This window comes from Ruegeria sp. AB11, from assembly GCF_056536325.1.
The window spans coordinates 1,378,586-1,397,209 of sequence record NZ_JBQFJO010000001.1 but is presented as its reverse complement, the minus strand read 5'-3'; the positions used below and the strand labels follow the sequence as shown (position 1 = coordinate 1,397,209).

Genomic DNA, 18,624 nt, shown 5'->3' with positions numbered 1-18,624 from the left:
CGGGCGAGGATTGGCCTCTCTCGGTACAGCGCTCATCATTTCGCCCGTGGGGCTCTCGGTCCTGTTCGCATTATACCTGCAAGACTGGTTATCGATCGTAGTAGACACGTCTATCGAGCAGGCGGGAAAAACAGCGATATCCCTGTTTGGCGGTATCTTCGTTGCCAATGCCCTCGCAATGGGATTGGCGTTTGGATGTTTGTCCTTGCTACTTGGAATCAGGCTAATGCAAAATCGTCCAAAACCACTCGATTCACCTTAGGCGAGTGAACTTCCGCTTTGGGCTCAACGCGGTCATTTGATAAAAACTGTCGGATGACGGCTTTCCAGTGAAACCCCCTGCCCGCACTTAAACGCATTTTTCAAAATGTCCCTCAACCTTCGGCAGCTCCACCTAAGCGGTCTGCCTCCCAATAGTGAAACTTTAGAACGAAGTAGATGTAGGCAGACAAACCTGCCGCAACGAAGCACCAGATTGACGTGAAGGCATGAGAAGCAAAGAAGAACCCCAAAGCAACGGAAACGACAATTAGATACCCGAAACCTCGTAAGCCTTTATCGCTCGATCCCACAAGCGGAACGCAGATCACCAAAGCGTAGAAAACACGTGCAAAGTTCCTCGTAGTTTCGGACGGGAACGTTTCTATGTTTTCATACTGAATGGAGTGTTGAGCTAGGCCAATATCTAGGTTTGCTGGTGACAACAACACTGGCAAGTAAAGCAACAAGCCTAAGCAAAAACCAATTCCGCAAATCCCTTGGAATATGAGCCTGCGACCCCGGTTACGTTCAATCGAAGCCGCGGACAGCGGAACCCAAAACGGCCAAAAGAAATAGGCAAAGAAGAGAAACGTCAACGCAGCTGCCGAAGAAGGGTTTGCCGACGGGTTGTCAATGGACACCCACAAGAAGCCTTCGGACAATTGCTGAATCCCAAAGAAAAGTGGAAAGCTGGCTAGCGGAAGAAATCGTTCGCCCATTTGCAACGCCAAACGTATCGTAAGACCACTGCAGGCTATGATTGCTGCACCGGCTACAAAACTGGCTTGTGATGAGAAACACATGCTTAGACACCTCTGCCGTTTTACATAGCTGAAGTCGTTGAAGCAAAGAACACTTTTCATTCCGAAGTACTGGCTTGTGCTGCCTAAAGGGGGCATTGTCTGTTGTCTGGCCAACTATTTAGGAAACGGTGCTGTCAGGTAAATTCGGACCAGTCAAATCGGACCAACCAGCGGAATGTTGGTCGTTAAGCGCCGACGATCTCAGCGGCCGGGTCCGCGAAGAAATTGGTTAAAAAGTTAAGTTTCTTTATGTTTTCTTCCGACGTATCAAGGAATGCCGATAGCCTGTGCTACGCGGAATTTCGGGCTCGTCTTTTGACCTTCTTCCCCATGCTGTTTGTCTTGACCAACGAAATCGCTCCGGCCTTGAGTTTACAGTTGAGGAAGTGACTTCAACGCTGGCTTGCAGCTATCAGGAAAAATCGCGGCATTGAGGCTCACCTTAACTAAAAAGTATCCATCACTCGGAATTAGCCGCGCTGCCAACGATCCGTCCCTCCGGTCCAGTTGATGGCGCGAGTTGCGAATCCAATCCGGGCTTTGCCGGCTGTCACATGCACCCCAAACCTGTAACCTGCGCGTACCACCCATCCCTCGGGCGCCGTTTTTTTCGGTCCAACCGTCTGAATTGTACGTATTAACAATATCACAAATCACGAACGGTTTGTCTTGTAATTTGTTCCCGCTGCTCCACTGGCAGCGAACACTCCAGTTACGCTCAGTGGAACTGAGATCACGAATTAATTGGAATTGGGAGGAAAATCATGACCAATAGTTTAGACGTGAAAACCACATGGGCTTCAGTAATGGATGAAACCAAAAACCCACTAAGAAATCAGTCCTTACCCGTGGCCCATTTGCTGATGCAAATGTTGGCATGGATGTGGAGCGCAATTTTCTCGCTTATGGTCGGCAGTTACTTCGTGTTCGGCGTAACAGCGGCGGCGCATATGCTACTGATAGGCGGTCTCTTTGTAACACTGTTGGTGTTCAGAAAGTCGGAAGCGACTAAAATCGACTAATTGGCTTCTGTTGCTAGCGGGTTTCTTCTGTACCCCGGTGGTCCACAGAGTTCCTGCTCGGTCAGTATGGAGTGGTCTGGCGGTTCGACGCCGTGATGGTTCAAGACCCGCAAATTGCGGCAGAACTGGAACATAGTCGCGTCCCACCTGCCAGCCGTCGTACGGAAGCGTAGATCGCTGAATCTTGCCGCCATCTGGCACAGGCGCGGCCTCCATGTTCGTCCAACCTTTGGCCTATCCCTCCGTTGCGGCGGCCCACGCCGCACCTCCAGGAGGTTCACTTAGTCAGTTGCTCAGCTTCGTCGATCAGATCAGCGACACACAACGTAAATATTGAATGCCCTACGGCCGCCCGCTCTTACCATCCCTTGCAGTAAAAGCACGGGCTTTTTGTGGTCTGGGCTATCTATTTGTCCGTATTCCCAGTACCCGGTATGCACAGCCCTCTTTGCAAATCGGGCGTTCCCGCGCTGCGAGTGTGCAAGCTTCCGTCGGCGCGGGAGCTTTGATTGGCCCGATGACGTTTCAGTCTAGTATCCAAACTGCCACCGCTCCCGATGGTTCGCCTTGTCGTGAACGCCTCATTGATCGAAGGCGGCATGCTTCGCAAATTGCTTCAGGCCAACGGACGACTCGATCGAGCAACTTTGCAAGAAGTCTATAGATACCTGATCACAGGTCGCCAGATCGGCGAACAAATAGTATTTTAGCGTCAGTCAAACACTCTAATGGGTGAGTTTGCCATAATCCGTTCGATTGGAGGCGCTGAACTGGTTCCAAATCTGCTCGCTGAATTTAGACCCAACCCAATCAACTGCACGACCTCCGGCGACCCAGTGAACTTGCTGTGGCTTCCAGAATCGGAGTTCTCAATGTCGGATAGGTCTATGACAAGAACTCCGAATTCTTTTTCAAGTTCCTCCGCATCAGATGCCCCAACCCTAGGGATGCCACCTGCCAATCGGCGTGAGAATTTCAAAGCACTGTCATCTTCTGACGTCAAAATGAAGATTTTCTCGGTGATCGACTGGGGGATCGCCTCCATGTGGCTTCTGAATAAGTCGATATCGATATCTGGCGAAGCAAGCATGATGTTTTCAACTCTCGTGATGCCTCGCGCGCGACCAGTCTCGACGGAGTTGACAATACCTTCCATAGTTAAAAGGCAACCCATCGAATGAGCGAATATATTGACACTTGTAGCGTTGGTCTGTTGAAGAACACTCGCAACTTCAGGAAGTTTACTGCGTGCAATCAGCGTGCTGTTTAAGTCGTAGACATACCCAGTTGTCTGAGCAGAGGACGCCCAAGACATTAAAACGGGCACTCCTTCGTATCCAGAGTCCTCAACGAACTGCGCAAGCCTCAAAAGTGCATCAGTGGTAGTGTTATTATAGCCGTGCACAAAGAAAAGGATTGTGCGTTTAGAAGGTGGGCGAGAGTTCAATTCCTTGTTTACCGCGGAAATAAACCTTGCATCGCTGGAATAGACAATAGGGTCTATTATTGTGAACTCTTTGCTCGGATCAGGGGGCAACTTCTTGGGTCGTTTCAATTCGCCAATCTCATGCGTTGGAGGAATTGTCACATCGACCGACGCCAAACCGACTTCTTTTGCTCTGTCTCCGGAGAAAAAAACACCCTGCACACCTGTTGCCGCCCTAGTCGTCGCCATGAAGATTTTTTGCTTCTTCACTCCAGCTTGGTCTTCAATGCTAACCTCAGGATTTTCTATCCCGACCAGTTCAGGAGGTCGTGAACACGCACTAACCAGAACCATTAGCCCCAAAATGAGCAGAGTGAGCTTTAACACTTCGCTTTTTTTGGTCATGTGAGCAGCCCTATTTGACGCATCCAATGTGATTGTAAGTGCATCTAGTAAATATCATCTTTTAAGGTTTGGGCACACCTACTCGTATGGCCTCCGAATAGCCGTCCACCAAGCCGAAGGCCTCAGCCTTCTCAGTGATATCCCCCAATCGAAATATCTCTTCGATCGATAGATCAGTGTTCATGCCCCCATGATCATAAAGAAAATATGGGAAATACCCGTTGACAATGATTCTCCAATCCATCGGTATTTTGATGCCAATATGCCGTGCGATCTGGACCACTGTACGTGAGCAATTGGTGAACACGGAATTAAACCAGTGCGGTTTTTCTACGACCCCGTTCGCCGCTGCAACATACCCTTCGAGAAGCTTTCTACGATTCCCAGGCACTGTTCTGAGTCTAAAAATCTGAACGCGAGCGCCCTGAATGTTCGAGCGTAAGCCGACAACATCTTTTTCTTCGCTCGCCACAACTGCAATCGAGTGCGCTTTGAAAAAGTCAGCAACTGGCGAGAAAGAAACACCCTTCTCTCGACGGACTTCATTTGACCAAGCAAGGTACCGCCCGTCTTTGAAGCCAAAGCTCAAAATCATATGCGCCATGGATGGCCCACCCCAATACGACATAAAAAGATCCACTGTCTCAATCTGCGAGAGATTGTAACTGCGTGCTTCCCATGTCTCCGTCACGTCGGTTTCGCTTCGCCAATCGAAGTTCCGTACATTCTCTAGTGTTAAGATGTCCCCGTCGATTGACCCTGTTACCTGTTGCGCGACCTCCGGAGACCAATATCCCGCGGACGGCGGAACCAGCGTGTTCCACCACAAATTCAGTGCAACAAGAGCTGTTGCGAAAACAACGAGCCAGCGCCACCGCGCCCGTGTAAACATTGCGACTAGCGTTCCCATGCCGAAGACTGCGAAACCACCGCAAACGACCCACTTCAGCCACTCGGGTCCGGGAAGTTTGAACCATAGAGCGAGAGTTCCCCAAATTACGGAATAAGCCAGGGCAGGAAGAAGCACTGAAACACTTAGAACCGTAAAGACAACTCGCATTCTAGAATGCTCCTCCAAATGATGTGAGCAATCTTAAGCTAGCACGACCAACGGACCATGCGATGTCAAATCTTCAGTTTCTTGAAACAGCAGATCTAAGAAACGAAGGCGCGCAAGTGCAAATATCACTTTAGTGGATACAGCTGAAAATCCCCAAATAGCAGAGAGTGTCCAGCATCCGCAAAACCTTGTCCCGACGGCAAAAGACAGCAGACGGTGGTCCCACCTAATTCGATAACACAAGGCAACCGCAGTGGTTGCTTGGGTAGAACAAGGATGTAACCAATGAAAAACTCTACAAAGAAGTTCGTTATTGCTCCTATCTCAGGGGCAATTCTCATCACAATGGCAGCGACGGCTCAGGCTGACTACGTCGCGGACCAAGCCGTCAAAGGCGCGGTCGTTGGTGCCACCGTCGCTGCCATTGCTGGCGAGAACGTCGTTGGCGGGGCTGCTGCCGGTGCGGCAGTTGGCGCCGTGAGCGGCGCGATCAAGAAGGACAATTTCGAAGACGCGCAGGACCGCGCAGAGGAGCGCCGCGACGACCGAAATAGTCACAACGACTAGGAAAAAACTTATGCCGTCATGGCGGACCAAAGACTGCTTTACTGGCGGTATCTGGTGTCACACCGCTGCAGGCCCTTGTTTCGCGGCTAGAAAAAACAATCGAATATGGATAAGTACTAATGAAATCTTCCGGTACATCAATTTGGTCAAGATTAGCCTTGTGCTTCCTCGCACCTCTTCTGCTGACTCTGGCCGCAGGATTGCCAACGCCTATTTTTGCGAACGAGCAATCAGTACCGGAAGCAAGTCCAACCTCAGAAATTGAGAAGGCAGAAGTGCCGTATCCTTCGGGGTTCGACGATCCCCGAGTCGAATTGGAGGAGTTTGAGCTTCAGCTAATACCATTGACCAAAGATGAGCTATCTTCTCTTGCTGTGCGCTGGCAAGAAATCGCGCGCGAGAAAACCAAAGCCGTGGTCGAGGCGACTATCGCGGCTGCAAACGAGGGTGATGGCACGTCAGAAGCCGACTTCGACCGCATCCTACATCTTTCTGAAGATCGCAATGAGGCATTCAAGCGATTTTCGGCGGTTGTTGAGAGTCTGGAAAAGAAGAATGGTGATGAAATGGAAGTGGGCACATACCGCGCTTACCGAAGTGCCATCATCGCAGATGAAACGCAGAGTTCCAGTTGGGAAGACCTGGGTAGAAAAGCTCTCACATGGGTAAGATCAACTGATGGTGGCGGCAAGTTTGCGATCAGCATGATCTCGCTTTCCGCGTCGTTATTTGCACTTTTTGTCGTGGCCAAAGCTATGTCGACCTTCTCGTTGCGTGTGTTTAGGCGGATGCGGGGCATGCCGAAGCTGATGCCCGCGTTTTTAGCAAGGGTAATCTATTGGCTTACGATGGGAATTGGATTCCTCGTGGTGCTTTCTTCATTGGGCGTCGACATCACGGCGTTATTCGCAATCGTCGGAGGTGGCTCGTTTGTCCTCGCCTTTGCAATGCAAGAAACGCTTGGGAACCTTGCAGCTGGTGTAATGCTAATGATCAACAATCCGTTCGATGAAGGTGACTACATTACAGCTGGAAACACTTCCGGAACGGTCAAGTCCGTTTCTATTGTTTCAACCACTGTCCTGACGCCAGACAATCAGGTCATTGTAATACCGAATTCCATGGTTTGGGGTGACGTGATACTGAATTCCACAGCCTCTGATAAACGTCGGGTCGATTTGGTTTTTGGTATCGATTACGGGGATAACCCTGATAAGGCAGCTGAGATAATTCTCGAAGTAGCAAAGGCAGACGGACGCGTTTTGGATGACCCGGAGCAGCCCTGGGTGCGCGTGACAAACCTAGGCGAAAGCTCTGTGGATCTTACCGCGCGGCTTTGGTGTAAATCCGAGGACTACTGGGAACTAAAATTCGCAATCACTAAAGCCGTCAAGTTGGCCTTTGATGCAAACGATGTTTCCATTCCCTATCCACATACTGTGGAGATTCAAAAAATGCATAGGCCAACATTTCACGCATTTCGCGATGTGCCTGAAGCAGGCTGAGTGCAGGCATTCATAACGGAACCAGAATTAGCCTCGGGTGCATGCAGCTGACGTGGTCAAATCAGGCGCCAAGGATTGCTTTGCGGAGTACGAGAGCCGCTGCAAACCTAAAATGAGTGCCTGCTTTGGGCTCATTTGACACCTTAGCTGCGGAAAGTACGAATGACGGGTCTGGGATACTGTGCCCTTTCGCTGCGCCGCGGTCGAACTCACAGATCGCACAACATAACTGCCTTTACTGACTTCGCGGGCGAACGTCTGCTCTGTCGCTTCTGAACTCTTCTGGAGACACACCCATCCGCTTTCGAAACGCCTTTGCGAGGCTGGAAGATGACGTGAAGCCAACTTCCTGCACAATACCGACAACTGGCAGGTCGCTCGTTTTCAGCAATTCCGCCGCAGTTTCGATTCTCAGCTCTGAAGTGAGCTTCCGGAAGCTTGTACCGCGATCTTTCAGCATCCTTTGGAGAGCCCTGACGGACAACCCACAGTGAGGCGGCAACCCCGGCAGCCTGGTTTTCATTCTCGAGAACCGGCACAAGCTGGGCCTCGAACAGACGCCAGCGGGTCTTGCCGGAGAGGTCGGCTATGCCGGTCTGACCGGCCTGACCTTTGGAGACACTGGCAACAGCCTCTCGGTCGCCTACTGGTCGCAGACGATCCTCAATGGTGCCGGAGGGCTTGTATTCGGGCGGATCGACCCGGCGGACTATCTCGACATTCTTGGATATGTGAACCCGCGAACCGGGTTTCAGAACTTTGGCATCAACTACAACCCGGTTCTGGCGATCCCCGACCCAGGCTTCGGCTTTGGGGGAGGTGCTTATCTCACCGACCAGATCTACGCCTTGGCCATTGCATCAGACGCCAATGGATCATTGACGGATGTCGAGTGGTTTCCGGGCGGTTCGGAGTTCTTCAAATATGCTGAGATCGGATGGACCCCGGCCCGGGACCAACGCTACCTGACCAACGTCCACCTCGGCTACTATCATGTCGACGAGCGAATACAGGCCGGGGTTCCCTCAAGCTCGGGCTGGGTCGTTTCCGCGAACCACACCTTCGACAATGATCTGATGATCTTCGGTCGCTATGGGCAATCCGATGGAGACACTCCTATAGCCCGGGAAGCAGGCACAATAGGCCTGATGTGGAGGCCGGGGTTTTACGACGACCTCTTCGGCATTGCGGTAACGTTCGCCGAACTGGTTGACCCAACGCTTCCGACGCAGACCACGACCGAAGTCTTTTATCGGCTTGATCTCGCGGACAACATGGCCCTGACAGCGGACGTGCAATACCTCAGCAATCCCGGCTTCAATGATCGCGACCCGCTAGTGTTCGGCCTTAGGTTCAGGATTAACTTGTAATGGGAACGGGACGGCTGGCGCGATTGTCTGCTTTCCGCTTGGGATTGGACATTTGCAATGACTGAACAAACCGTCCGCTCCGGGCTCGAGGCAGTCATCTGGGTCTTTCAGTCAGATGACGGTTTGAGAACGGATATCGGTTATTGTTGGTGGTCATTCCGAGAATTTTCGCTTGAAGGTCTGCATTGAACGGCAGCGGACGTTCGCTGAAATCTGCTGAACGGCAGAGTTGCCGGACAAAGCCGTCATTTACCGTCCATACGAGCGTTGTTAAGCTGTCATCCATGTGGCGTTCCGTGCAACACCAGCGCCCAATTACTATTGTTTGCGGGGGTGAGGCTATTTCCATCCCTTCCCGAGACGCAACACTTGCCTACTTTGCGAATTCAACTGCAGCTACTGGCATTTCGGGCAATCTGCTCTTTTTCATGTTCTGGGTGCCTGGCATTTTGCATCGCGGCTGCGTGCGTTGTTGATTTTTCAGAAACAGTTTGTTTCGAGTATATTAATTGTCAAATTTGATCCGGTTAACGACGTCAAACGTAAGTCCTATATCGAAACAAATGGGGGCTAAAAATGAAAAAGCTTTTCGTACTTTCCACTACCGCGCTCATCGCGTTCACTGCACCTGCCATGGCTAACGGTAATTCCGATGCCGCGAAAAATATGGCGGACACTCTTTCCAGTTCGCCGGGAATTGGAGCTGCTGCACCGTCGGTCAGTGGTAAAAACGCTATCGATGGTGACACGAGTGATAGCGGTTGGGGCAACGCCGGCAGTCGTGTGGTTTCGGGACAGCAAGTCTCGCGCGGAAAGAATTAATAAACCACCTTCATGTACCGAACATAGTTGAGTACAAGTTATCATTTTTGGAGGGCGTCGTTCTAATGATCGGCGTCCTTACTTTGTTTTTGTGTCGCGTCTCAGTTGGAATAATCCGCAAAGCAGCGCCGACATGATGCACGTCCGCTTCGGGCTCGATGCAGCCATTCGCGGATTTCACCTGAATGCCTGCTTTGCGGACAGAGCAGACAATTGATTAGCTGCAGCATAGTTACTTCAACGCCGCATGCGCAACGATGGTGAATCATCAGACTAGTGTATAGACTGAGCGCATAAGGGGCGAAGTCTATGAGCGATCTCGGTGATTGGCTGAACAAGAACGGGCTCGGCGAATTCGAGGACATTTTTGACGAGAATAGGGTCGAACTCAACGACCTTCGATTTTTGACAGATGAAGATCTCAGGGACCTGGGAATTCCACTTGGACCACGGCGCAGGCTTCAGGCTGCTACGAAATTGCTGTCTGACCCGGATAGTCCCGCGGTTGAATGCCGTCGCCGTTCGGTGGAATTTGATGGGGAAAGACGGCAAGTGACAGTTTTGTTCGCCGATCTTGCTGGTTTCACCACGTTATCCGGAGAGCTCGACGCGGAAGAGCTGCACGCCATTCTCAATCGCTATTTCGACACCACCGACGCGGTCATCCAGCGCTACGGCGGGCAGATCGATAAGCACATCGGGGACGGTGTAATGGCAGTTTTCGGCGCTCCGATTGCACATACCGACGATCCAGAACGCGCGGTCAGGGCAGCGCTGGATATCCATCGGGCGATGGGCGAACTCAGCCATTCAATAGGACGCGAACTCTCGGCCCATGTTGGCATCGCCAGTGGTGAAGTTGTGGCAAGCGGGACGGGAAGTAACGCATTCAGCGAATACACAGTGATCGGGATGACTGTTAACCTTGCGTCCCGCCTCGACGACCTCGCGGAGTCCGGCGAAACGCTTGTTTCAGACGATGTGTATGAGGCTGTTTCCCGCAGGTTTTTGTGCGTGGATCGTGGAAGCCTGACGGTGAAGGGTATTGCAGAACCCGTGCGGGCATGGAGCGTCGAGGGGCCATTGGCCGAAACTGCCAAGCGACCTGTCGGCAAACTTCTTGGGCGGCGTATGGAACTCAGCCAATTCCGGGCGTTGCGCGAGGAATGCGTCTTCGCAGGCGAAGGGTGTTGCCTTCTCGTGCGAGGCGATCCGGGGATCGGAAAGACCAGGTTGGTCGAAGCATTCATCGAGGATGCAGAGTCTCAAGGCTTCAAGTCGATTAGGGGCCTTGTGCTCGACTTCGGTACGTCGCACGGAAACGACACCATCAATGCTCTGCTTCTCGGTTTGCTCGCCATTCCGCAAAGTAGCGATGCGGAAGATCAGGAAATTGCGCTGCAGAGGGCGATTGCGAAGGGCTGGTTGCCTGAAGATCTGAGAGTCTTTGCAGCGAACCTTTTGGCTGTGCCGCGGAGCCCTGAATCTAAGGCGATATACAACAACATGGACTATGCGGCGCGCGAAGCGGGGTGTCGCGAGACGCTTACGAAACTCGTTCTTGCCCAGTCTGAAGAGAATCCACTGTTGGTAATCGTTGAAGACATTCACTGGGCCGATGCTCAAACCCAAGCTTACCTTTCGGATCTTGCCCGCGAGATTGCGGACACGCCGGTCCTGCTCGTCATGACGTCGCGAATTGAGGGGGCCTCAACGCAAGGAGACTGGTTTGGCAAGATGAGCGGGGCCTCACACAGCGTTATGGAGCTCCAACCGCTGTCAGGGCGAGAATCCCGTGCACTTGCGGAAAGCCTTGTGCCGAACGCCAAACAAGATCTTGGCGCATTTGTTGAAAGGTCAGGCGGCAACCCGCTTTACCTGGAACTCCTGATGCGAAACCTTGACGAGATCACAGAGGAAACCCTTCCGAGTACAATTCAGGGTCTTGTCCTATCCCGGATAGACCGGCTTTCTCCGGTCGACAAAGCGGTGCTGCAGGCAGGCTCTGCGATCGGGCAGAAAATGACACTCGAATTGCTGCGTCACATGGCGTGCGAACCTGGCTATGACGCCCAGGGCCTTGTCGAACACCGGCTTCTGAAACCAGAGGGTGAGGATTTTCTATTCGAACACGCTCTGATCAGGGACGGGGTTTATGCCTCGCTACTTGGCAGTCGGAGACGGCAGCTTCATCTGCGCGCAGCTGAGTGGTTTCAGGACAGGGACCCGGTGCTTTGGTCGGAACATTTGGATCGGGCTGAGGATCCAGATGCGGCCAATGCCTATCTCGCCGCCGCAACTGCCGTAGCCGCAGACTTCCGACCGGAGAAGGCGCTCGAATTGCTGCGTCGGGGATTGGAAATTGTGGATGAGGACAGGCTTCGATTTCAGCTTTTGAAGTTTGATGGAGAGATCCTAGAGATCCTGAACCAGTTCGATGAGTCTGCGTCCGTATGGGAAGCAGCGACTTCGATCGCGCCGACAAGAATTGATGCGTGCCATTGCCTGACCGGACATGCGCTTGCGTTGCTTAGGTCGGACCGACACTCTGAAGCCGACAACCTGCTCAACGAAGCAGCCGCCATCGCGTCGGATCTGAATCTGAAGAAAGAGCAGGCGCTAATCCATCGACGGCGAGCGACAATCGAGTTTGCGCGCGGCAATAACAGGGCCACTTTTTCCGAAAGCCAGGCGGCACTTGACCTTGCGGAGGAGTTGGGTCTTGTCGAGCTAGAGGCCGAGGCGCTGAGCTGCCTTGCCGATGCCGAGGCTGCAGCCGGAAAGTTTGTGAGCGCTCGTGCGTATTACACCCGATGCATCGACATTTGCCGCGCAAATGACCTTCGCCGCTTTGCGATCGTCAATGAAAAGATGTTGGGCGACAACGCGTTCTACCGGGGCGAGCTGATGGAAGCCCGCGCCAACTTCGAGCGTGTCGTCGAAAACTCGACAGAATTGCGCGACGTTCGATCCGAAGCTCTGGCTCGCAATATGCTTTCGTATCTCGACAATCTCGCCGGACGCGCAGAGGCGGCGATGGAACACGCCAGACGCGCAGAGGAACTGATCGAAAGCATCGACATTCGACGCTTTCTTATGAACACATACTGCCTACTAGCCATGGCCCACCGTGTGAACGGGTCTCCAAAAATTGCGTTGAGCCATCTAGATGACGCTGAATCTCTGGCCAAAGAGTTGAACGTCATTTGGTCGATGCCGTGGGTTTACGGCGAACGGGCTATGGCGCTTGGACCAGGCAAAGGGCGCAACCAGTCTCTCGACAAAGGGATGGAACTTCTCGCAGCTGGCCATGGAGGTTATTTCACGTTTGAATTTTTCCGTCCAGCCATCGAAGCCGCGCTGGACAGCCAAGACTGGCCGAGGGCCGAAAAGCTTTGTGATGCCTTCAGTAAATCCATGGGCGACGAACCTGTGGGGCTTCCCGAATATGTCATCAATAGAGCCAAAGCGATAATCGCGGCGAGGAATGCAGTTAAAAACGATGACCTCATTTCGAAAGTCCATGCCCAGGCTTTGGAGATGGAACTTCTGGTCGATTTACCCGCGATATGCGATGCCATGGGTCAGTAGGGGATTCTCATTACCTGCCCGAGGCAAGAAGTCTTCGGATATGTGGGCGACTGGCCGCTCTGCGGACATCGAGTCGTTCAAACTAGCGATTTCTCAAAAGCGGACCGCCTGGTCCAATATAGACCGCCGATTCCCATACCCCTTTGGCAACCTTGCAGTTGCAGGCTCCTTTTTCCTTATCATCGGCTCTGCCGATTTCTGCAGCTGCTGACCTCTGCAAGGACGTTGGCCAAATCCTGAATGAAATTTGTTCCCAAAGCGTGTTCACCATACCCAAACCCTCCTACGAATTTCGAGTGGTGGTAGACTGTTGGACATTTACTGTTGGGCGTGAGCGGCAGAACGGCTAAAAAGGGGGCAAATTCACCACTTTTGGAATTTTGACGATGCCATTTTCAGTTCAGATCGTGACCACTCCAGAAACGAGCGCTTCCAGCGTTTTTGGTCTATATGACACATTGGTAGCCGCGGGGCGGGACTGGGAACATTTGGTCAGCGGCGAAGAGCCTGCGCCAGTGTTTGACGTCAGCCTCGTTGGCCCGGACATTGAAGGGTTTCGTTGCGGAAGTGGCGTTTGGGTCGTGCCAGACCAGACATTCGACCAAGAAGACGACGCTGATATTGTTGTCGTACCTGGGTTGACGCTTTCACCTCATGACAGACTTGACCCCGAACAACACCCTTGTTTGGCGTGGCTTGCTAAACGCGACTTGTCCAAAACGCGAATAGTTTCAGCGTGTACGGGGGCGGTCTATCTAGCGGAAATTGGTATTCTGGACGGGGTTGAAGCGACGACTCATTGGGCTTGGGAAGGTCTCTTCCGAAAGTTTTATCCAAATGTGCGGCTTCGGACCGAACGCGGCCTTTGCTTTGCTGATGCGTCTCGCGGACCTGTTACGTCGGGCGGTACAACCGGATGGCAGGAACTCGCAACATTCCTGATCGCGCACTATGGCAGCGCGCAAAGGGCGGCACGGGCAGCAAAAGTCTGGCTTATGGCCAACCGGGGAGAGCTTCAGTCGCCTTTCAGCTCAATGATTACCACGGCACCCCATGCAGACGCGGCTATAGCACAGGCTCAGGAATGGATTGCTGAGAATTACGCCATCGATAACCCGGTTGCCGAAATGGCGGAACGTTCCGGCTTGCCGCCAACTACGTTTGCGCGCCGCTTTCGCAAAGCCACCAGCAAGCCACCGCAAGACTACGTTTTGGCGCTTCGCATTGAAGAAGCCCGGCAAATTTTGGAAACCACCGAGGACTCGGTTGCAGAGATTGGAGAAGCAGTCGGCTATGTTGATACGCCGTCGTTTAGGAGGTTGTTCAAGCGAAAGACCGGGCTGACCCCTAGCGAACATCGCAAGATGTTCGGCCAGTCTCGGTTCTCCAAATACTCCTGATGGAAGGTGGCGCGGATCGGCAATCCCACTGACCGCTTTTGGAGCTCGAAGCGGCCGTTCGCTGCACTCGGTTTAGACGACTAAGCGGATATCGCTGATGCAATGCCGAAATGACCACTTTGGGCTCGAAGCGGTCGCTCGTAGAGTTTGGGCGAGCGTCTGCTGTAAGTGGACAAACCTGCCCTTAGCTGCGCGGCGGCACGTTTGCTTTGCTTGAACGACTGCTCAGCGGATAACACGGACACGCCGCGTAAGAAAATATTCGATCGAACAGAGCGCATCGCCGCTCAGATGACAGTTCGGACATATCACGCAATTTTGTGTATGATGCCGCCGAGCCATACGCTCAAACAATTTCGGACAATATTTAATGTGGAGATGATAGATGCAGCATTTGCATACCAAAGCCCGCAATACTTTTGTCGCCTGTATTAGCTCGTTTTTTATTTTCGTGCCCGCAGTCTCAGCGGAGGCTATTTTCCAGACGACATGCAACCCAAAAGCGGACCAGGCTTTCAACGAAGGTCTGAATCTCATTCACAACATGATGTATATTCAAGCCGAAGAAGCGTTCAATATGGCAGCGGCGGCAGATCCAGCATGTGCTATGGCGCAATAGGGTATCGCGATGTCGAACTTTCATCCTCTTTGGCCAGGCACTCCAAGTGAAGCCGAAACAGAGAGAGGGTCTGCTGCAGCCGAAAAACTCGCGTCAATGTCCACCGAAAGCGCCCTTGAACAAGCGATGATGGATGCTGCTGCTGCTTTCTACGCCCCGAACCAAGAAGGCTACCGCGCTCAGCTTACTTCTTGGGCAGAGACACAAATCGCTGCTGCGGACCAACATTCGGACGACGTAGACGCTGCGGCTTTCGCATCGCTGGCGCGCCTTGCAACCGCGCCGCGGGGCTCCGACGGAATCAAAGTAAAGTCGCAGGTGGGAGATACGCTCGACGCGCTTCATCAAAAGGCACCAGAACATCCCGGTGTCATACACTACGCGATCCACGCCTATGACAATCCGCCACTCAAGGAGCGAGGCAGGCCGTACGCCGAGATATACGATAAAACGGCTCCAAGCGCTCCACATGCGCTGCATATGCCCGCTCATATCTTTACACGAACAGGAGAGTGGGAAAAATCAATTGATCTGAATAGCCGGTCCGCTGAAGCCGCTCTTGAGCAATCAAAAGACGTGGTACAAAGCCACTATGCGCACGCGATCGACTACATGGTTTACGGCCACCTACAACTTGGGAATGCAGACGAAGCTGCAGGGCTGGTCGGCGAAATGCTCGCAATTCAAAATCATCAGGTCAGTTTCGGCAGCGCTTATGCACTGGCGGCTGCGCCTGTTCGGCTGCCTCTTGAGCAGGGACAATGGGACGTCGCGGCGGCACTGTCGCCTGAGATGCATCCGGTCATTCCATGGGAGAAATTTCCACAAACTGTTGCCATGCGGTGGTTCGCGATCGGTATCGGCGCGGCCCGTAGCGGTGATGTCGATACAGCGCAGAGCGCGCTTGCCGAGCTCAAGTCTTTGCACGCTGTGATGAAGGAGCGTGGGCAGGGCTATTGGGCGCAGTTGACCGAAGCACAGATCATGTCGGTGGAAGCCTGGATTGAACTGGCCGGTGGGGGCTCTGAGATCGCAGTTGCTAAGCAGGCAGCCGCGGCTGATCTCGAGGATAAGATTGGCAAAAGCCCGGTTACACCCGGCCACGTCCTTCCGGCACGAGAACTTCTCGGGGACATGCTGATGGAGCTTGGAAAACCCAATGAAGCTGCGGTCGCTTATCAGGCGACGCTGGATCTTTCTCCAAACAGAGCAAGAAGCCTCGTGGCACTTCAATAAGTGGCAACAACACACTTGGTCGGTGCTTTGTAGTTTTTGCAGCAGCATCGATCGCTTTGGGCAAAAGCAACCGCATAGCGATCATGGCTCTAACGACTGCCATGCGGGACAAAGCTGACTATGTCTTTTTGGCCGCCCCGGCTTGGCTTAAACCACCGGAGAACTTCAGAAATGGAAGATTTCGGAAAAGGTTATGCCATGACACGCTTCGAAACGAACCGCGCTTTCGAAAGCCGTATTTTTCAAAACATTTTTTGAGTCGTCGACGCGACGGTGTTGGTATGAGAGATACGATCAGTCCCTCTTCGCAACTCGCCGCTATAGTGGCACGATGGATCAACGCCTAAACCAGCCTTGTCCCGCGCATACTGTTCGAAGATGAATGCCATTTCGATCTGATTTGGGCTGTTGATAAACTGCCCAAATTCCACACCAGTTTCTTGCGCGGGAATGACCGGCGGCATGACCTACCATGCAATCAGGAGATCAGATGCTGCCGGCGAGCCAGGCAGCCATTTTCCTGTCTGCGTATCTTCCGGTACGTGGCGTAGCTTAAGTGCGTGATTTGATGCAGAGGGGTAGTCGGAGATGGGCGATGCCAAATACCGAAATGATGCCGGGCGACCGCATCGCGACCGCCCGGCACAACAGCTTATTCAGCCGGTGCAGCGTGCTTTTGCCGCAATCCGTCGCGATACAGCGCCTTGGCAAGCGCCACGCACATCAGCCCCATCACCATCGTAAAGGGCAATGCGCCGATGATCATCGCGTTTCGCAACGCGTCCATCGGGTTGTTCTCACCCGCAGCAAGTATAAGCGCGCCGATCACAGCGGTCAGGATGAGACCCCAGATGATCTTGTGCTTGTTGCCGATATTCTGATCGCCACCCGACATGATGGTGTTCATCACCAGAATGCCCGAGTCTGCCGATGTGACCAGGAACGTCATGATCAATACGACGCACATCACTGTGATACCGGACAGCAACCCACCCGAGATCATCTCTTGCAGGGTCACGAACAGCTTGGCGGTGTTCGATGCACCGATGATGGCGCCTTCGGCCGTGCCGTTCAGTTCCAGATCGATCGCGGTGCCACCCAGAATGGTCATCCATGCAAAGCAGACCAGCGCTGGTGCGAATACACAGCCGATGATGAACTCACGAACCGAACGCCCTTTGGAGATGCGCGCCAGAAACAGGCCCACGAAGGGCGAGAACGCGATCCACCAGGCCCAGTAGAACGTGGTCCAACCTGCCTGCCAACCAAACTGGCGACCCGGATCACCTGCGGCGTATACCGAAGCGAGAACGGATTCAGGCAGGGCTGCGGCGTCGCCTTCAAGTCCTGATTTAAACCCGTCAAACGAACCCCAGGGGTTGGTTGCACCGCTGTACAGGGCATCGGCAAATGGTGCAGCTTCGCTTGGCAACGCTGCATCAAATGCTGCCGCTGACTGCGGGTTGAACGCGCCAAAGCTGAGCGAGATGAAATGCAGGATGTAGTCGATGAACGCCGTTGCATAGGTGGTCATTGCAAACAGGAACGACCCGAATACGACGAAGACCAGCAGCAGGATCAGAGACAACACCAGATTTAGGTTAGACAGATACTTAACGCCACGACCAACGCCCGATACAGCCGATACGATCGACAGGCCCATGATGACGATCAGACCCGCCAACAGACCTACTGTACTTGGCGTCGGCACTTCTCCGTTCAGATCCATGATCCATCCCATACCGGTGATGGCATAAAGACCGTCGATAAACTGTGAAACGCCAAAACCGATCGTTACCGAGACACCCAGGATTGTTGCAACAACACCCAGAACGTCCACGACGTGGCCAAGAAAACCGTTCATCAGCTTGCCGAACAAAGGTGTCAGCGCAGTGCGGATCGTTAGCGGCATGTTGCGCGTGTAGGCATAGTAGGCCAGCGACAAGCCCGTCACGACATAGATCGCCCAGGCATGAAACCCGTAGTGCAGGAAGGTGTAACGATACCCGGACTGCAGTGCCTCTTCGGTATTACCAACTACCTGTTCGGCGATCACAACCGGATTTGACCCCCAAAGCCCCAGAGGCTCAGCGGTGGCAAATACCATCAGACCGACGCCCAGACCGGCACCGAACATCATAGAAAACCACGAGAAATCCGAAAATTCCGGTTTTTCACCTTCCGGCCCCATGAGTCGTTTACCAGTTTGCGGCAGCGCAGCCACAACAAACAGGAAAAAGGCAAAGAAGCCGACGATGATGATATAGAAGGCGTTAAAGTCTTCCAGCAGGCGAGAGTTCAGGCTGCCAAGAACACCGTTTGCATTCGCGGGCCAGACCAATGCCCAGATCACCAGCGCGACCATGATTGACTTGCTGAGCAAGGCAATTTCGACGCTGTGGCCTTCGTAAAACCCACCCGAAGATCGCTTGATCTCCAGATCGGTAAAAGGATCCTTCATAGACATGTGATTCCTCCCTGTTCGCACGTGTCCCGATTTCCAGGTCATTCTCTTCTGGCACCCCGGATTTGCACCA

Annotated in this window: 15 protein-coding genes; 9 read left to right on the top strand and 6 right to left on the bottom strand. The window is 53.1% G+C overall.

Translation table 11 applies throughout. The features are described 5' to 3' along the window. Positions 1 to 374: 374 nt before the first annotated feature. Positions 375 to 1,064, bottom strand: a complete 690-nt coding sequence (locus ACR3EJ_RS07090) for a DUF6629 family protein (RefSeq protein WP_170703687.1) — start codon at positions 1,062 to 1,064, stop codon at positions 375 to 377. Positions 1,065 to 1,828: 764 nt separating this feature from the next. On the opposite strand from ACR3EJ_RS07090, the gene ACR3EJ_RS07085 reads away from it, so the two are divergent. After that, on the top strand, positions 1,829 to 2,086 hold the full coding sequence (locus ACR3EJ_RS07085; protein WP_170546638.1) for a hypothetical protein: 258 nt from the start codon (positions 1,829 to 1,831) through the stop codon (positions 2,084 to 2,086). A gap of 712 nt (positions 2,087 to 2,798) precedes the next feature. Here the strand turns inward: ACR3EJ_RS07085 and ACR3EJ_RS07080 are convergent. Together ACR3EJ_RS07080 and ACR3EJ_RS07075 are read right to left on the bottom strand one after the other, a co-directional pair. Next, positions 2,799 to 3,917, bottom strand: coding sequence for an alpha/beta hydrolase (locus ACR3EJ_RS07080; protein ID WP_480422900.1), 1,119 nt, complete (start codon positions 3,915 to 3,917; stop codon positions 2,799 to 2,801). A gap of 61 nt (positions 3,918 to 3,978) precedes the next feature. Continuing rightward, the gene (locus ACR3EJ_RS07075) at positions 3,979 to 4,977 is read right to left on the bottom strand and encodes a lipoprotein N-acyltransferase Lnb domain-containing protein (protein WP_170546641.1); all 999 of its coding nucleotides are present in this window, start codon (positions 4,975 to 4,977) and stop codon (positions 3,979 to 3,981) included. A 285-nt stretch (positions 4,978 to 5,262) separates the two neighbouring features. Between ACR3EJ_RS07075 and ACR3EJ_RS07070 the strand changes: the two genes are divergently transcribed. Continuing rightward, positions 5,263 to 5,544 carry a glycine zipper domain-containing protein gene (locus ACR3EJ_RS07070; RefSeq protein WP_170475532.1) on the top strand — a complete coding sequence of 94 codons (282 nt, stop codon included), beginning with the start codon at positions 5,263 to 5,265 and terminating at the stop codon, positions 5,542 to 5,544. A 119-nt stretch (positions 5,545 to 5,663) separates the two neighbouring features. Next, positions 5,664 to 7,049, top strand: a complete 1,386-nt coding sequence (locus tag ACR3EJ_RS07065; RefSeq protein WP_170546644.1) for a mechanosensitive ion channel family protein — start codon at positions 5,664 to 5,666, stop codon at positions 7,047 to 7,049. Between the two features lie 235 nt (positions 7,050 to 7,284). On the opposite strand, the gene ACR3EJ_RS07060 is transcribed toward ACR3EJ_RS07065, so the two are convergent. Then, positions 7,285 to 7,572: a helix-turn-helix transcriptional regulator gene (locus ACR3EJ_RS07060; protein ID WP_480422899.1), complete on the bottom strand. Its 288-nt coding sequence runs from the start codon at positions 7,570 to 7,572 to the stop codon at positions 7,285 to 7,287. A gap of 208 nt (positions 7,573 to 7,780) precedes the next feature. On the opposite strand from ACR3EJ_RS07060, the gene ACR3EJ_RS07055 reads away from it, so the two are divergent. Beyond that, positions 7,781 to 8,419, top strand: coding sequence for a carbohydrate porin (locus tag ACR3EJ_RS07055; protein WP_170546650.1), 639 nt, complete (start codon positions 7,781 to 7,783; stop codon positions 8,417 to 8,419). 94 nt (positions 8,420 to 8,513) lie between these two features. Here the strand turns inward: ACR3EJ_RS07055 and ACR3EJ_RS07050 are convergent, their stop codons facing one another. After that, entirely contained in the window at positions 8,514 to 8,705 is a 192-nt protein-coding gene (locus ACR3EJ_RS07050) for a hypothetical protein (RefSeq protein WP_480422898.1), read from the bottom strand. Between the two features lie 290 nt (positions 8,706 to 8,995). Here ACR3EJ_RS07050 and ACR3EJ_RS07045 point away from each other — a divergent pair, with 290 nt between their 5' ends. The 5 genes from ACR3EJ_RS07045 to ACR3EJ_RS07025 all read left to right on the top strand — a co-directional run bounded on the left by ACR3EJ_RS07045 (position 8,996) and on the right by ACR3EJ_RS07025 (position 16,087). Further along, complete coding sequence (locus tag ACR3EJ_RS07045; protein ID WP_170546657.1) at positions 8,996 to 9,241, top strand: hypothetical protein; 246 nt, start codon at positions 8,996 to 8,998, stop codon at positions 9,239 to 9,241. Between the two features lie 309 nt (positions 9,242 to 9,550). Further along, on the top strand, positions 9,551 to 12,832 hold the full coding sequence (locus tag ACR3EJ_RS07040; RefSeq protein ID WP_170546660.1) for an adenylate/guanylate cyclase domain-containing protein: 3,282 nt from the start codon (positions 9,551 to 9,553) through the stop codon (positions 12,830 to 12,832). A gap of 386 nt (positions 12,833 to 13,218) precedes the next feature. Continuing rightward, positions 13,219 to 14,232, top strand: a complete 1,014-nt coding sequence (locus tag ACR3EJ_RS07035; protein ID WP_170546663.1) for a GlxA family transcriptional regulator — start codon at positions 13,219 to 13,221, stop codon at positions 14,230 to 14,232. 385 nt (positions 14,233 to 14,617) lie between these two features. Next, entirely contained in the window at positions 14,618 to 14,851 is a 234-nt protein-coding gene (locus tag ACR3EJ_RS07030) for a hypothetical protein (RefSeq protein ID WP_480422897.1), read from the top strand. Positions 14,852 to 14,860: 9 nt separating this feature from the next. Beyond that, positions 14,861 to 16,087 carry a hypothetical protein gene (locus ACR3EJ_RS07025; RefSeq protein ID WP_480422896.1) on the top strand — a complete coding sequence of 409 codons (1,227 nt, stop codon included), beginning with the start codon at positions 14,861 to 14,863 and terminating at the stop codon, positions 16,085 to 16,087. A 652-nt stretch (positions 16,088 to 16,739) separates the two neighbouring features. Here the strand turns inward: ACR3EJ_RS07025 and ACR3EJ_RS07020 are convergent. Next, on the bottom strand, positions 16,740 to 18,554 hold the full coding sequence (locus tag ACR3EJ_RS07020; RefSeq protein WP_170544937.1) for a BCCT family transporter: 1,815 nt from the start codon (positions 18,552 to 18,554) through the stop codon (positions 16,740 to 16,742). Between the last annotated feature and the right edge of the window lie 70 nt (positions 18,555 to 18,624).